Genomic DNA, 15,971 nt, shown 5'->3' with positions numbered 1-15,971 from the left:
GCGGTCAAACGAATCACATTGAACGCTTCAATTGCACACTTCGTCAACGGGTCTCGCGGTTGGTCAGAAAAGCGCTGTCATTTTCAAAAAAGCTTGACAACCATATTGGTGCAATCTGGTATTTTGTTCACCATTACAATGCCTCGCTGCCAGTGAATCAAGAATGCTGAAACCCTCTGAAGTCCTATAGACTGGGGCACCACCCAAGCAACATGAACACTTTGTCATCTTCGTGCCTCAGCAGCCCTGATCAGCCGCCTCATCAAGGGGTTGCTGCGTGAGCGCCGCACGGGCCTGCTTGGCCTGCTCGATGCCACCGAGCGAGAACAGCCAGATCTGCTCGACGAGGGCCTCGAGGCGCTCGGCAACGGGCGGGCGCTGCGGATGCAGGCGCGAGATGATCGGCGTGGCGTGATGATAGTAGAGGATCTGCCCGATCACGCTGGCGGCGCAGTCGAGGGTCAACGGGTCGTTGGTCGTGGTCTCGAGCAGGGTGGCGACGATCTCGTAGAGTTCGCGCGCGTCCGGTTCGAGGTGTTCGGTGACGATGCGATCGAGCACCTCGGTGGGGTGTGCCATCTCGTTGAAAAACAGCGTGCTCGGCCGAACCTGGCGCTCGCTGTCGGTGTCACGGGTGCCGGCGCCGGTGCTGCGGAAGAATTCCTCGAGCAGGGCCTGGATATGCACCCGCAGGCGCTGTTCGGGTGGGGCATCGGGCGGCAGGAAAGCGGTGCGCCGCGCGCGCAGGGTCTCGAACAGGCGTCCGTAGATCGCTTCATAGAGGCGGCGTTTGTCGCCAAAGTGGTAATGCACGGCGGCCACGTTGGCCTCGGCGCGCCCGCAGATCTCGCGGATGGTGGCGGCGCGATAGCCGCGCTCGGCAAAGACCTCGAGGGCCGCCTGCAGCAGGCGCTCGCGTGTGTTAGGCGTGGGTTCGGTATCCGGCAAGACAGTCTCCTCGGCTGCTCGGCGTCACTCGTCTTGGTGTAGACTGCATCGGCTTGTTTTCATTCTCACTCTGGACCCTTTGCGACGAGGTCGAGTCGGTTGGATCACGACCACAACGCGCCAGATCGCGACGGTTCGGGCCGTTCCGGCACGGCGCAAGCGCGCACCCAGCGCCCACCTGCGGCACCCCGAAAAGGCCGTCGCCGACAGCCCCAAGGACCCGTGCTCGGCATCCTCGACTGGCTCGCGCGTCTGGTCAAGGCGGGCCTGGCGATACCGTTCGATCTGGCCGTGCTCGGCGCCGTTGCCGCTGCGGTGGTGGTGCAGGCACTCGAGCCCGAGGTGCCGCCGATCGAGGCGCTGACCGAGATCGAGTTCGAGGAACCGCTGCGCATCTTCGCCGCCAATGGCGCGCTGATGGCCGAGTTCGGCGTGCAGCGTCGGCGCGCGGTGGCGATCGATGAGATCCCGCCGCTGCTGATCGAGGCCTTCATCTCCGCCGAGGATAGCCGTTTCTTCACCCATGACGGCATCGATGCGATCGGCTTGACGCGCGCGGCGCTGAGCGTGGCCAAAAGCGGCGAGGCGACCCAGGGTGGCAGCACCATCACGATGCAGGTGGCGCGCAACTTCTTCCTGACCCGCGAGAAGACGATCAAGCGCAAGCTCATCGAGATCATGCTCGCCTGGAAACTGGAGGCGCGCTTGAGCAAGGACGAGATCCTGAGCCTCTATCTCAACAAGATCTTCTTCGGCCATCGCGCCTACGGGGTCGCCGCCGCCGCCGAGTTCTATTATCAAAAATCACTCGCTCAACTGACGGTGGCGGAGATGGCGATGCTCGCGGGTTTGCCGAAAGCGCCCTCGGCGAACAACCCGCTCTCCAATCCCGAGCGAGCCCGCGAGCGCCGCGATTACATCCTCGAGCGCATGCACCGGTTTGGCTATATCGACGACACCGATTTCCTGCTCGCGAGCACCGCACCCTTGAGCGCGCAACGCTATCTCCCCGCGATCGAGCTGCGCGCCGGTTATCTCGCCGAGATGGCGCGCCAAGCGGTGGTCGAGCGCTACGGTCAGGAAGACGCCTACCGTCTCGGCTTGCGCGTCTACACCACGGTCGATGCGGGGCTGCAGCGCGCCTCCGATGCGGCGCTGCGCAAGGGGCTCAGAGCGTACAACCGGCGCCACGGCTACCATGGCCCGGAGGCGCGCGTCGAGCATGTCGGCGCCAAGACCGATGAGGCACTGGATGCGCTCCTTGCCGAGCGCCCGCGCGTGCCCGGGCTGCCGGTGGGCATCGTGCTCAGCGCCTCGGCCGCGCGCGCCGAGGTCTACCTGGGGCAGGGCGAGACGCACGACCTCGAACTGGCGCAGGTCAAGTGGGCGCGACGCTTCAGGAGCGAGAACGCGCGTGGGCGCACGCCGCGTCGCGTCACCGACGCCGTGGCCGTCGGCGATGTGATTCGGCTGCGGCAGACCGAGGACGGCGCTTGGCGCTTGGCGCAGGTGCCCAAGGTCGGCGGCGCGCTGGTGGCGCTGGCGCCCGAGGATGGTGCGATTCGCGCCCTTTCCGGCGGCTATGCCTTCGAGTGGAGCAAGTTCAATCGGGCCGTTGATGCAAAACGCCAACCCGGCTCGACCTTCAAGCCTTTCGTCTATGCTGCCGCCCTAGACAAGGGCTATACGCCCGCGAGCCTGGTCAGGGATGAACGCTTCGAGCTGCCTTCGGCCGGTGGCGTCTGGCGGCCGAAGAATGCCGATGGCAAGTTCATGGGCCCGATCCGCATCCGCGTCGCCTTGACCAAGTCGCGCAATCTTGCCGTGGTCAATTTGGTCGATCGCATGAGCGTCGATGATGCGCGTGAGTACATCCAACACTTCGGCTTCGCGCCCGAGACCATCCCGCGAGATCTCTCGATGGCCTTGGGGTCGGGCTCGGTAACGCCGCTCGAGCTGGCGCGAGGTTTTTCTGTGTTCGCCAATGGCGGTTACCGGGTGCAGCCCTATCTGATCGAGCGGATCGAAGATGCGCAGGGTCAACGACTGTTCGAGGCGCAGCCGTTACGCGCCTGCATGACGTGCTGGATCGACGCCGATGTGGATTCGGCTCGGGTGTTGCCGATTGGCGCCTCCGATGATCCGCGCGCGCCGCTGGCGATCGATCCGCGCATCGCCTACAACATCGACTCCATGCTCAAGGACGTGATTCGATCAGGAACCGCGACCCGCGCGCGGCGCCTGAAGCGCGAGGATATCGCCGGCAAGACCGGCACCACCAATGAGTCGCGCGACTCCTGGTTCGCCGGTTATCAGCCCCAGCTCACGGCGGTCGCCTGGGTGGGGCGCGATGACAACAGCCCGCTCGGGCGCGGCGAATGGGGCGGGACCGCCGCGCTTGGGATCTGGATCGATTTCATGGAGGAGGCCCTGGCCGATCTCCCGGTGGCGACCATCAAGCGACCCGAGGGCATGGTGCCAGTGCGCATCAGCCTGCACAGTGGCGAGGCGACGCCGTCGCGCAGTGGCAGCCGCATCGAATACATCCGCGACGAGTATCGACTCATGACGCTGGGGCCGGACCCGGTGCGGTACTCGAGACAAGAAGAGACGCCGCGCCGCACCGCGCCGCGGATGCTCGATGAGTTGTTCTAGTTTTCTGATCTTTCCAGGCGAACCATTCACGACATTTCTGAGCTGCCTACGCGGCAGTGAATTAAACGCAAAGCGCGCTAGCAACATGATGTTAAAGAGCATCACGCGCGATTGCAACGCGTGATGAAAAACTTGAGCGCTGGTACAAGCCATTGATTATACAGCGCTCGCAGCACGATCAGAAAAAAGGGGTTGGCTCATGGGGCGAATCGTGTGACGCTGTCCACCAAGAATGACGCCAAGAGGCTTGCAGACAGTCTCGCGCTAGGTCAGCGATTTTGCAGTCACACATTTCGCCCCATGAGCCAAACGATTTAGCCTAGGCTGCCACTTACATTAAATTATTCTGCGTCCAAAAAAAGTCCATCAACGCCTGTAAGCGTAATCTGAGATACGCTTTCAGTTTTCGCGCTATTACCGAAAAGAAACGATGCATTTTCGTCGAAAGAGGTTGACTCAATAGCAACATCGTCGAACAGGTTGATATCACCATCCCCAGTGTAAAACGAACCTGCATTTGTCGACATACCACCAAGAGGAAATAGGTTTATATTTTCTGGTACATCTTCTCTAGGATTGACATCATTTAAAGCTTCCTGCCCTCTGGTTTTGGCCTGGTCGATTCTTGATGAACTATAGCCAAATGGCCCACCCTCGGGGCGTGCATCTAGGTTTTTAGTAGCTACATAAGTAAATACTCTGGACAAGGTGTCAAATGCCGGACTTGATTCTACCTGATTCGTTTCATCAATCGTGATCTGACGACTCAGAATGCGGGTAAAAATCTGTTGGAGCTGAGGGTTTAGCTCGACATCCTCCCCGGCTAAAGACTGCATAAATTCATTAATATAAACCTGTGGGTCCAAGGGCGACTCTTCCTCGGCACCGGCAATAGTGATTGTGACTTGCGCTTCTGCCATCAGTCCCGTTTCATCGCGGGCCGTATAGCGAAAAGACTCAGTCGCAAGTTCGCCCTCGGCTAAAAACCTGAACGCATCACCAGGATCATAATCGAAGGTTCCATCCTCGTTGCTGCTCAGTTGGCCTAAAATCGTCGATGTATCGACGGACACCATTTCCAGCGTGTTACCGCTGAACGGCACATCGTTCTCAAACACACTTGCGGTGGTAAAAGCCGAATCAGATACTGTTTCAAAGCCGACGCCTACGTCATTCGCAAGCCTAGGGCCCATAAAGCCGTCATGAGTGATTCGCGTTCCCTGTTCAGATTGGGTCACCACGAAACTATCCAAGTCATACGCCCCAAGCAGGCGCATCGTGAAGTCAGTTTCGCCATCCTTGTCAGTATCCACCGACAGCACTGCAGATCCTCGTGTAACGACAATATCGTCAGCATCAAACTGTTCATCAGCCACGAAAATTGCATCGTCGAGATAGAAGCCTTGGACTTCAGTAAGATCTAGCGTGGCACGGGATCCGAAAATCACATCGGAGCCAGCGGCATCGATAGTCGGGTCCAGTGCTGTGGCTGTCTCTGCACTCCATGCGACAATTTGATCTGAACCGGCGCCATAGAAAATCTGATCACCGACTCCTCCTTGGAACTGCATGTTAGGACTGGAGCCTACCAGTAGGGCCGGTGCTGTAGAATTAGCAGTCGCCGTGCCCTCGGCCGCGACCACGACTTCCAGCGGTTCAGGGCCAGCCATAAAAGGCAAGGCCCAGTCGCTGTCACTAATCGCGTTCACTGGCCAAGTAGCCTGCGATGCTGGGTCGAGACGTTCGAGACTGGTCACCAGATTCTTGAACGCCCCAACACCAGCCCCTTTCAAATCCTCCCATCGATTGGCAGTAAAATTAGCAACACGTTCCCAACCCTCAGTGCTCAAATCGCGCAATGCGATAACACCCTCCGCACCCCACTCGCCCATGGTTCTGGCAGCCTTATCAAGCACGAGAGACACGTCAACCGTGAATTCGATGGGTCTATACAAAAGAGACAATTCGTCTCTAGCAGCCTCTAGCGTCCCACGCGTGGAAAGTGCAAAAGCCAAATAAGGGGATAGGGTCTTTGATACCGCGAGCAAGAAACTTGCATACTGGCTATTAAATTCATCAGGAAAATCAAGTGGCGAATAACTCTGCGCACTCAGATTTTCGACTGTGAGATCATATGTAACATCACGGTATCCCGTGTGTTGATTGAAATCCGAAGAGTGGTAACTGCCAGCATAGTACCCTTCATTCGACCAATGCCCCGTATGCGCGGCTATTACGAAGTCACGAATGCTCGGGAGGTTGCCAGTAACGTCCAAGTCAAAATCATAACGATCAACGACACCGGGCAAGAACGCATCGCCAGATAACGACACAAGGTCGTTCGCGGATATAACATGTGTAACCGCCCCGACCGTATCAGCACCAGTCATAAAAGCATTATACTTATCGTTCGAGATCCCGGCTGAATTGAAAGTAGTAACCGTACCCACTTGAAAAGGCTCAGGCGAGGTGGCAGCACGTACTGCGGCGAGTTGCGCTTGGGCGCCTCCCTGGCTGTGACCGGTCAGATGGGTGCCGGGGTGGTCGCGCAGCCATGTCTCTATATCGAGCGTATCCCAGGCTTCGTCGAACTGCGATGATCCCGGACCCGAAAAATCTCGAATATTATCCAACCAGTCGCCGAGGCCCTTCGTCCCGCGGAAGGCCAGAACAGTTTCTCCGGTCACACTTGCTAGCGCCACGGCCACGAAGGCATCAGGTGTCACCGCGCTACCGCGTTCAAATACCTTGACGACATCCCAACCGAGCAATGTGTTGTCCGATGACGGCAGACTTACCGGTTGCGGCTCACCATCGGCGAGCAGTCCGGGAAGATCTTCGTCATAAGCGACGATACGCGCGAAAAACTCCGCCATCTCTTCGTTGTAGAAGGGTACCGTTGGTGTATTAACGGGTATCCTGACACTGACCGTGTTGCCAGCAGCATCGAGTAGCTCCACACGCAGTACGCTAGGAACGGCCGATTCACCCGGCGTAAATGTCACCCGGCTCAGCTGATCCAGATTGACCCCAACGCCTTGCGACATCGTAAGGCCATCCAGGTTTAGCTCGCCTTTACCCTCATCAATTGAGATCAAGACTGCTTCTATATCGCCAGTGCCATCTGGATCAGAGACGATAAAAAGATCGCTAGCCAGTATTGGCTCGCCAACCTCATGGATCGGCTGTGGATGAATAGGTGTGACTTCCGGCGGGCTATTTTCGAAGACGGCCACAGTCGCTACCGCTGAAGGCGTGTTATAGGCCCCAGCAGCATCGATCGCGTTGAATCCCACATCGTCCGTGCCACCGGCATCGTCGGCAACGAATGCCCATTGGCCGATCTGCGTGATCGGCACATTGTCGAATAACTCGCCGTCGGTGAGCCGCTCGCCGTTTCGGGCAAGGTAGCCTCCGCCGATACTGCGGTCGCGAACAGCGAAAGCCACGATGTCATCGGCACCGTCCGGGTCGGACCATTCAAACAGGCCGGCTAGAGGAATCGTGACATTCGGGCTGACAGTCTGATCGAGACCAGTAGCTGACGGAATCCCATTACCCGGGTTACCAACCGCCCTTCCGAAGACCACGTAGCTTGCGCCACTTCCAGGCCCGTTGGGGTCAGCATTCCGAGCACCGATGATCAGATCATCGGTGCCGTCGCCGTTGATGTCGCCGGCCGCGCTGACCCGGGAGGCGGACGAATCCTCCTCGGAAACGCCGTTGATGACAAAGCCATTGCTGCCATCCAGCGACGACAGCTCCAGGCTAGGACCAAAGCCGCCAGCATCGCCGAAGACGACGTAGCTTGCGCCACTTTTAGGCCCGTTGGGGTCAGCATTCCAAGCACCGATGATCAGATCATCGGTGCCGTCGCCGTTGATGTCGCCGGCCGCGCCGACCGAGGCGCCGGAATAATCATTCTCGGAAACGCCGTTGATGACAAAGCCATTGCTGCCATCCAGCGACGACAGCTCCAGGCTAGGACCAAAGCCGCCAGCATCGCCAAAGACCACGTAGCTTGCGCCACTTCCAGGCCCGTTGGGGTCAGCACCATAAGCACCGATGATCAGATCATCGGTGCCGTCGCCGTTGATGTCGCCGGCCGCGCTGACCGAGCCGGACCAATCATTCTCGGAAACGCCGTTGATGACAAAGCCATTGCTGCCATCCAGCGACGACAGCTCCAGGCTAGGACCAAAGCCGCCAGCATCGCCGAAGACGACGTAGCTTGCGCCACTTTCAGGCCCGTTGGGGTCAGCATTCCGAGCACCGATGATTAGATCATCGGTGCCGTCGCCGTTGATGTCGCCGGCCGCGCTGACCGAGGCGGACTGATCCCACTCGGAAACGCCGTTGATGACAAAGCCATTGCTGCCATCCAGCGACGACAGCTCCAGACTAGGACCAAAGCCGCCAGCATCGCCGAAGACCACATAGCTTGCGCCACTTCCAGCCCCGTTGGGGTCAGCACGCAAAGCACCGATGATCAGATCATCGGTGCTGTCGCCGTTGATGTCGCCGGCCGCGCTGATCGAGGCGCCGGAATAATCATTCTCGGAAACGCCGTTGATGACAAAGCCATTGCTGCCATCCAGCGACGACAGCTCCAAGCTAGGACCAAAGCCGCCAGCATCGCCAAAGACCACGTAGCTTGCGCCACTTCCAGGCCCGTTGGCTTCAGCTGCCTCGGCGCCGATGATCAGATCATCGGTGCCGTCGCCGTTGATGTCGCCGGCCGCGCTGACCGAGACGCCGGACATATCATGATAGGAAACGCCGTTGATGACAAAGCCATTGCCGCCATCCAGCAACGACAGCTCCAGGCTAGGACCAAAGCCGCCAGCATCGCCAAAGACCACGTAGCTTGCGCCACTTATAGGCCCGTTGGGGTCAGCACCCAAAGCACCGATGATCAGATCATCGATCCCATCGCTGTTGATGTCGCCGGCCAAGCTGACCGAGTCGCCGGCACGATCGTACTGGGCAACGCCGTTGATGACAAAGCCATTGCTGCCATCTAGGTCGCTGAGTTCGATGACGGCAGGGAAAGGGCTAGCGCCCCCCTCGCTCGCAAGTGCTGCATTGGCGTTGTCGATGAAATCGCTTGGATCAGTCCAGCCCGCCGGCGCGCCGTTCGGGTTATAACCATCGTCGCTAGTAGGCAACGTATCATTCAACGTGATCTCGAAATGCAGATGAGCCACCTCTCCATAGCCTGAACTTCCAAGTGTACCGATCTGCTCACCTATTCCGATTGCGTCGCCCACACGAACCGCGTCAGTCTGCTCATCTCCATACGCGGCTGAGTGTAGGTGGGCATACAAGGAGTGCACGTGGGTGACGGTCTGGCCGTTGACCAGAATCGGCGCGGCCAGGTCGTGCCGTACGACAACATGGTTGCCAAATCCCGTCGTCGCTGTACGCTGATCATCGACCACCGCAACGACGACACCGTTGGCGATGGCATAGACGGGGTCTTCCAGATCGGTATCACCCCCACCCTCGCCGTTCCAGTCCTCGCCAAGGTGGTAGGTTGAGCCATTACCTAGATCATTTTCTTCATTAAAATCAAGGGCGTTGTAGTACCCGTCATCCGGGGTATCGTCGTGGTCCAACGCGGCAGTAAGCACGCCGGAACCCAACGGGAGACGGAACTTATCGGCATCGAGTGGGTGTGTAATCGGCATTCAGTCAGCCCTTGAATGTTGGTGGAACCTGGCCGTTGTTTGGCATCTTAAAGTGCACCCTTCCTCATTGCCAACTCGCGCGATCCACCACACGGCGCAAAGAGGGCTCGTGGCTGTAACTAAGATCGAGTGTCGTCGGCAAACTCATTGAGCGCGTTGTTGGACAGTGCCTGAGGGTGTCGGTGCGCTGAGGCCCGGCAGCCGTGATGGTGAGGATCTGGCTTTGCGGGATGACGTTGAAGCAGCAGGCGAATGAGGCCGCGTCGCTCTGATCGACCGAGTTGCCCCCTGTGTTCAACCCGTTGCCCTCCTCCGCTCTGGCTGGGCGCTCTGCTCTGACCGCCCTGGCTGTCGATGCTGTCATTGCCGCGACCACCGGTGGGGTGCTGAGAGGCTCGCAGGGGTTGGTCAGGAGCAGCATGATGGCCCGCAGTCGGGTGTTAGTCACTCGTGCGCCGCGCACCGAGGTTGCCAGCGAACGTCGAGGCCAAAAGCCCGTCCCTGGGCTGAAGCCAGCGCCGGGCTAGGGCGAGAGCCACCAGACACTGCCGCCCTGCCCGCCTGGGCCTGAGCCCTGACGCGCGGGCCAGTGCACCGGCACCGAGGGAGGTTCGGGGTGGTCGGGGGTGGTCGTTCTTTTTTGTTTCTTGGTCTTAATTCCCTCTCATGAGGGATCGTGCCAGCTCGGGCCACTCAAGCCGGACCTGGGCCAGGATCCGATGTCGCCAACAAGGCGGCCTTTGGTACAGGCGCCGATCGCCAAGACTGGATCAGAGCGAGCACTCTGGCTGCCGACGCCGGGCGGGATGGTGCTGACGCCAAAGCGGCGACCCTGCGGCTGGCTTAGCTGGCCCGTTGATCAGGTTGTGAGTGATCATCCCGGTACCCCCTAATCGGGGCGCTCGACATCGAGTCCGCGCGCCTGCAGATGTGCGATCAGGCTGTCGAAGCCGCTGTCCTTGGAGAGGATGCGATAGCGGGCCTGTGGATCAGCCGCCGCCAGTTCACCAAGGTAGAACGCCAGATGGAAGTCGAGCGCATTCTTGCCAGAGCGCTCGATCTTGACGTAGCGACCGCGCTCGCCGAGCGCCTGCATGCGCATCACCAGCTCGATCGGCAGCCGGTGCTGCTGGGGACCCACGAACAGCGTGATGGTCGCCTCCCGCGTGAACCAGCCTTCCAGTTGCCTGGGTTGGATGCTTTCATAGTCGATCAGGTAATGTGTCGTCATTGCCTCTCGTTCCGAGTCGCAGCGCCAAGTACACCATCGGCCCACACGGCACCCGTGACGCGATTGACCCGAGCGATGGCCTGCATGAGCCCGTGGCCGCGCATGGGTTTATCGACACACAGGGTGTGTAGCGAGGGCGCATCGAAGCCGGTCAGCCACATATAACGATCGCGCATACGCCAACCGCCGTCCTTTTGGCCACCCTCCGCCAACTGCGTTTCAAGTTTCGCTCACAGCTCGGCGAACTTCTCCGGAAACGGCGCCCCGTCATCCGTCTCGACCTCGAAGCCCACCACCCGCCGCTGCTCATGGCTGAATTCGACACCGATGAGATGGATCGGCTGGCCGTCGGCGCGGTACCGATCCGCGTAGCCACGGGCTTTGATCTGTGCCAGCGCACTGCCGTCAGGCTCCAGCTCCACCACCTTGAACTCGAACAGATAGATCTGGCCATTGAAGCGCAGCGCCAGATCGAGCCGCCCGGCGTTGCTGCTCTCCTCCGGGGTCAGATCCAGCCCCAGACTGGCGAAATAGGCATAGAAGACGCTGGCGTAGTAGCCCTCGTAGCGGGCGATGAGGTTGTTGCGGTACCAGTCGTGCGGAATACTATCGAAGAAGGCCGTGAACAGCGCTTGCATGCCAGCGAAGTCGTTGGCCAGCAGTAGCCGGTAGAGGCGCCCGGTGTGCTCGGCGGTACTGGATGCCCGTGCCCGGAGCACATCGAGTAGGGCGCCGTTGAGGCTGGCTTGCACCTCGAGGTTTGGGTAGCGCAGTTGATACTCGACGAAAACGCCAAGCTGCTGCTCGCTTGCAATGGTGAGGTAGCCTGCTTGGAACAGCAGTGCCTCTTTGCTGATGTAGTCGACATCGAAGGCCGACAGCAGCTGCTCGCTGGCGACCAGCCGCCCGAGGTCGGGCAGGAAGGTCTGGCGTTGCGTGAGTAGATCGACCAGGAAGGTCGGTGAACCGGTCTCGAACCACCAGGGGCGGAACTGGCGTGCATCGAACAGCAGCAACAAATCGAAGGGGTTGTAGACGGCTTCACCGGTCCAGTTGTAGCCGTTGTACCAGGCGCGAATCTGCGCGCGATCGAGCCCCTCAAGCTCGGGTGCGAAGATCGCATCCAGATCCGCCTCGGTGTAGCCGCAGAGCGCCGAGTAGCGGGCATCAACGGTGATGTCCTTCAAGTTGTTCAGCCCCGAGAACAGGCTGACCTTGCTGAACTTCGACACGCCGGTGAGGAAGGCGAAGCAGATATGGGCGTCGGAATCCTTGATCACCGAATAGAGATCACGCAGCCCGTCGCGCATCACTCGTGCGGCCTGCGGAGCGCTCAAATTGTCGAGGATCGGCTTGTCGTATTCATCGACCAGCACCACCACCCGTTCGCCGGTCGCGGCATGCGCCTCGCGGATCAACTCGGCAAAGCAGCCGCCAACGCTGGGTTGGGCGCAATGAATGCCGAGCGCCTGCTGATTGATGTCGAGCTGCTCGCGGATCTTGCCCTCCAACTGCGCTGGATTGGCAACGACACCGCCGCCGAAGCTGAAGCGGATGACCGGGAAGCTTGTCGACCAATCCCAGCGCTCATAAGCCTCTAATCCTTCGAACAACGCCTGATGAGCGCTGAACAGCTCGGCGAGCGTATCCAAGAACAGGCTCTTGCCGAAGCGGCGCGGGCGCGAGAGGAAGTAGTATTTGCCCTCGTCGATCAGCCGCAGCGCGAAGCCGGTCTTGTCGACATAGTAATAGCCGCCCTCGCGGATCTCACGGAAGGTCTGGATGCCGATCGGTAACCGTTGACGGGGCATGGGTTTGCTTGGCTCGATGTTGTCAATGGTTGCGTGTCAGCTGGTGGCAACCAGGGTCTCGACCTCGAAGCCCACCACCCGCCGCTGCTCATGGCTGAATTCGACGCCGATGAGATGGATCGGCTGGTCATCGGCACGGTACCGACCCGCGTAGCCACGGGCTTTGATCTGTGCCAGCGCACTGCCGTCAGGTTCCAGCTCCACCACCTTGAACTCGAACAGATAGATCTGGCCATTGAAGCGCAGCGCCAGATCGAGCCGCCCGACGTTGCTGCTCTCCTCCGGGGTCAGATCCAGCCCCAGACTGGCGAAGTAGGCATAGAAGACGCTGGCGTAGTAGCCCTCGTAGCGGGCGATGGGGTTGTTGCGGTACCAGTCGTGCGGAATACTGTCGAAGAATGCGGTGAGCAGCTGCCCCAGACCCGCGAAATCGTTGGCCAGCAAGTGCTGATGGAGCGAGCGACGCTGGCGCACATTGGCCGTCGCGGTCGGGCTCCAGGCCTCGAGCAGCGCCGTGTTCAGACTCTGGTAGACCTCGCGGTTCGGGTAGCGCAGCCGATAGAACCAAGCACCGCTGAATTGCTCCACGCTGGCGATGGTCAGATAGCCGGTCTGCCACAACAGCGCCTCGGTGGTCATGTGGTCGACATCGAAGGCGGACAAGAGCGCGGCATCGGTCTCCAACTGACCGAGCTGCGGCAGGAAGACCTGGCGTTGGGTCAGCACCTCGAGCAGAAAGGTCGGTGTCGCCGTCTCGAACCAATAGGGCGCGAATTCGCGTTTCTTGAACAACAGCAGCACATCGAAGGGGTTGTAGACGGCCTCGCCACGCCAGTTGTAGCCGTTGTACCAGGTGCGGATCTGGTCGCGATCCAACCCCGCGAGTTCGGGGGCGAAGACGCGATCGAGATCGGCTTCGGTGTAGCCGCAGATCGCCGAGTAGTCGGCATCGACAGTCATGTCATAGAGATTGTTCAGCCCCGAGAACAGACTGACCTTGCTGAACTTTGACACGCCGGTGAGGAAGGCGAAGCGGATATGGGCGTCGGAATCCTTGATCACTGAATAGAGATCACGCAGCCCGTCGCGCAGCGCGCGCGCGTTGTTCGGATCGCCGAGGTTGTCGAGGATCGGCTTGTCGTATTCATCGACCAACACCACCACCCGTTCGCCGGTCGCGGCATGCGCCTCGCGGATCAACTCGGCAAAGCAGCCACTGATGCTGGGCTGGTTGCAGCGGAGGCCGAGCGCCTGTTGATTGAGGTCGAGCTGCTCGCGGATCTTGCCCTCCAACTGCGCTGGATTGGCAACGACACCGCCGCCGAAGCTGATGCGGATGACCGGGAAGCTTGTCGACCAATCCCAATGGTCGTGGGCTTCCAGCCCCTCGAACAACGCCTGATGAGCGCTGAATAGCTCGGCGAGCGTATCCAAGAACAGGCTCTTGCCGAAGCGGCGCGGGCGCGAGAGGAAGTAGTATTTGCCCTCGTCGATCAGCCGCAGCGCGAAGCCGGTCTTGTCGACATAGTAATAGCCGCCTTTGCGGATCTCGCGGAAGGTTTGGATGCCGATCGGTAACCGTTGGCGGGGCATGGGCTTGGCTCGATGGCGTCTCGCAGGCGAAGCGTGTCGAGCGCTCAGCCGACCTCATGATGCGCCAGCGGATGACCGTTGTCGCGGTAATAGCGGTAGCGTTTGCGACCCGCTTGGCGGATCTCGGGATCATGATCGAGCGGCTCGCACAGGCGCTCGAAGCGGCCGTGGAATGCCGGCGCCTCGGCGCTGGGGCTGAGGTTGATCAGCACCTGGTGTTCGTCCTCGGGTCGAGCGTCGCTGCTGATCAGGATGGGGGTGAGCGCCGTATCGGTCTCGCCGACCAGCCCATGCGGCAGGAAGCTGTCTTCGCGGAAGCTCCACAGCAGCCGGTCGAGGTGACGCGCCTGGCGTGCGTCCGGACAGTAGATGAGCACGCGCGGCGGCTGGGCACCCTCAGGCGCGGGCTTGCGGATGCGCTCGACCAGGCGACAGGTGAGTCCGAAGCGATCGCTGCGACTGTCGTCCCTGAGGATGTAGAAGTCGACTCGGGTCATCAGGGCGGCACCCCATGGCGGCGGTCGCGGTGATTCAGACGCCCTCGCCGGCCCGATCGAGCAGTAATTGGCTCAGCAGCGGCACCGGCCGTCCCGTCGCGCCCTTCTCCTTGCCGGTGAGCCAGGCGGTGCCGGCGATGTCTAGATGCGCCCAGCTGTAGGCCTTGGTGTAGCGCGAGAGGAAGCAGGCGGCGGTGATGGCGCCGCCGTCGCGGCCACCGATGTTGGCCATGTCGGCGAAATTGCTGTCGAGCTGCTGCTGGTAATCGTCCCAGAGCGGCAGGCGCCAGACGCGGTCGGCGCTGGCCTCGCCGGCCTGGGTGAGAGCCTCGGCGAGGGCGTCGTCGTTGGCGAACAACCCGGACGGATGGCGTCCAAGGCCGACGATGCAGGCGCCGGTGAGGGTGGCCATGTCGATCACCAGCGCCGGGTCGAAGCGCTCGACATAGGTCAGCGCGTCGCAGAGGATCAGCCGGCCCTCGGCATCGGTGTTGAGGATCTCGATGGTCTGCCCGGAGAGGCTGGTAACGATGTCGCCGGGCTTGTTGGCGGCGCCATCGGGCAGGTTCTCCGAGGCCGGCACCACGCCGATGACGTTCAGCGGCAGCGCCAAGTCGCAGAGTGCGCGCATGGCGCCGATCACGCCCGCGCCGCCGCACATGTCGTACTTCATCTCGTCCATCGCCTCGGCGGGCTTGATCGAGATGCCGCCGGCATCGAAGGTGAGCCCCTTGCCGACGAGCACGACGGGCTTGTTGTCATTGCGGCCGCCACGGTACTGCATGACGATGAGCTTGGCCGGCTGCCGACTGCCCCGGCTGACCGAGAGCAGGGCGCCCATGCCAAGCTCGGCCATGGTGTCCTCATCGAGCACCTCGACCTGGAGCTTGTCGGAGTGCTCGCTGAGCGCGATGGCCTGGTCGGCGAGATAGCTCGGGGTGCAGAGGTTGCCGGGCAGGTTGCTGAGATCGCGCGCGAGTCCGACCCCCTCGGCGATGGCCAGGCCCTGGGCGGCGCCGCGCTCGGCCGGCTCGGTTGGCGCGCCATCCGGAATCCAACAGTCGAGTTCGGCCAGTGGCGCGGCGGCCTCGGCGGCCGGCTTCTTGGTCGCGGTGTAGCGATAGGCGCTCTGCGCGGCGAGCAAGACCGTATGGCGCACGCACTGGTCGGTGTCCATGCCGTTGGGCTCGAGCGCGGTCAGGGCGCAGAGCGCGCTGTCGAGGCGCGCGGCATCGAGGCGCGACAGCGCGGCCTTCAGTGCTTTCTCGTAGGCGCTGCGGTCGAATTCCTCGTGCTTGCCGCAGTTCACCAGCAGCAGGCGCTTGGCGTTGACGCCCGCGACGCCATAGAGCATCAGCGCGCCGCCGGTCTTGCCGTCGAGATCGCCCTGCTCGAGCACGGCGGTCAGGGCGCCGTTGCTGGCGGCATCGATGGTCTTGGCGGCATCGCAGAGCTGGCGCTCGCTGAACACGCCGAGGATCAGGCACGGGGTCTCGACCTGGGTCAGGTCCTGGCTGGTGATCTTGGATTGCATCGAAGCTCCTGA

At 61.1% G+C, this 15,971-nt stretch carries 9 protein-coding genes and 1 pseudogene; 2 read left to right on the top strand and 8 right to left on the bottom strand.

The window, feature by feature from the left end; all coding sequences use genetic code 11:
- Positions 1–170, top strand: a 170-nt coding sequence (locus CCR82_RS14685; RefSeq protein ID WP_276570509.1) for an IS1 family transposase, incomplete at its 5' end; no start/stop codon positions are given.
- Positions 171–237: 67 nt separating this feature from the next.
- On the opposite strand, the gene CCR82_RS14680 is transcribed toward CCR82_RS14685, so the two are convergent.
- Entirely contained in the window at positions 238–948 is a 711-nt protein-coding gene (locus CCR82_RS14680; protein ID WP_201246551.1) for a CerR family C-terminal domain-containing protein, read from the bottom strand.
- Positions 949–1,047: 99 nt separating this feature from the next.
- Between CCR82_RS14680 and CCR82_RS14675 the strand changes: the two genes are divergently transcribed.
- Entirely contained in the window at positions 1,048–3,603 is a 2,556-nt protein-coding gene (locus tag CCR82_RS14675; protein WP_242513511.1) for a penicillin-binding protein 1A, read from the top strand.
- 341 nt (positions 3,604–3,944) lie between these two features.
- Here CCR82_RS14675 and CCR82_RS14670 read toward each other — a convergent pair whose 3' ends face one another.
- From CCR82_RS14670 to CCR82_RS14645, 7 genes and pseudogenes are all read right to left on the bottom strand, one after another.
- Positions 3,945–9,293: a peptidoglycan DD-metalloendopeptidase family protein gene (locus CCR82_RS14670; protein ID WP_201246550.1), complete on the bottom strand. Its 5,349-nt coding sequence runs from the start codon at positions 9,291–9,293 to the stop codon at positions 3,945–3,947.
- 889 nt (positions 9,294–10,182) lie between these two features.
- On the bottom strand, positions 10,183–10,524 hold the full coding sequence (locus tag CCR82_RS14665) for a PIN domain-containing protein (RefSeq protein ID WP_201246549.1): 342 nt from the start codon (positions 10,522–10,524) through the stop codon (positions 10,183–10,185).
- 56 nt (positions 10,525–10,580) lie between these two features.
- Positions 10,581–10,691 (bottom strand): annotated as a pseudogene (locus CCR82_RS19420) (type I restriction enzyme subunit R domain-containing protein); the annotation flags it as partial.
- Between the two features lie 63 nt (positions 10,692–10,754).
- Positions 10,755–12,335, bottom strand: a complete 1,581-nt coding sequence (locus tag CCR82_RS14660) for a PD-(D/E)XK nuclease domain-containing ATP-binding protein (protein WP_201246548.1) — start codon at positions 12,333–12,335, stop codon at positions 10,755–10,757.
- Positions 12,336–12,371: 36 nt separating this feature from the next.
- A complete protein-coding gene (locus CCR82_RS14655; protein ID WP_201246547.1) occupies positions 12,372–13,928 on the bottom strand; it encodes a PD-(D/E)XK nuclease domain-containing ATP-binding protein in 1,557 nt (518 codons plus the stop codon).
- 44 nt (positions 13,929–13,972) lie between these two features.
- Positions 13,973–14,425, bottom strand: a complete 453-nt coding sequence (locus CCR82_RS14650; RefSeq protein ID WP_201246546.1) for a DNA polymerase III subunit chi — start codon at positions 14,423–14,425, stop codon at positions 13,973–13,975.
- Positions 14,426–14,459: 34 nt separating this feature from the next.
- Positions 14,460–15,959 carry a leucyl aminopeptidase gene (locus tag CCR82_RS14645; RefSeq protein ID WP_201246545.1) on the bottom strand — a complete coding sequence of 500 codons (1,500 nt, stop codon included), beginning with the start codon at positions 15,957–15,959 and terminating at the stop codon, positions 14,460–14,462.
- Positions 15,960–15,971 lie beyond the last annotated feature (12 nt).

Source organism: Halochromatium salexigens, assembly GCF_016653295.1.
Taxonomy (GTDB): domain Bacteria; phylum Pseudomonadota; class Gammaproteobacteria; order Chromatiales; family Chromatiaceae; genus Lamprobacter; species Lamprobacter salexigens.
The sequence above is the reverse complement of the archived record's forward strand: the minus strand, read 5'-3'. Positions and strand labels throughout refer to the sequence as shown.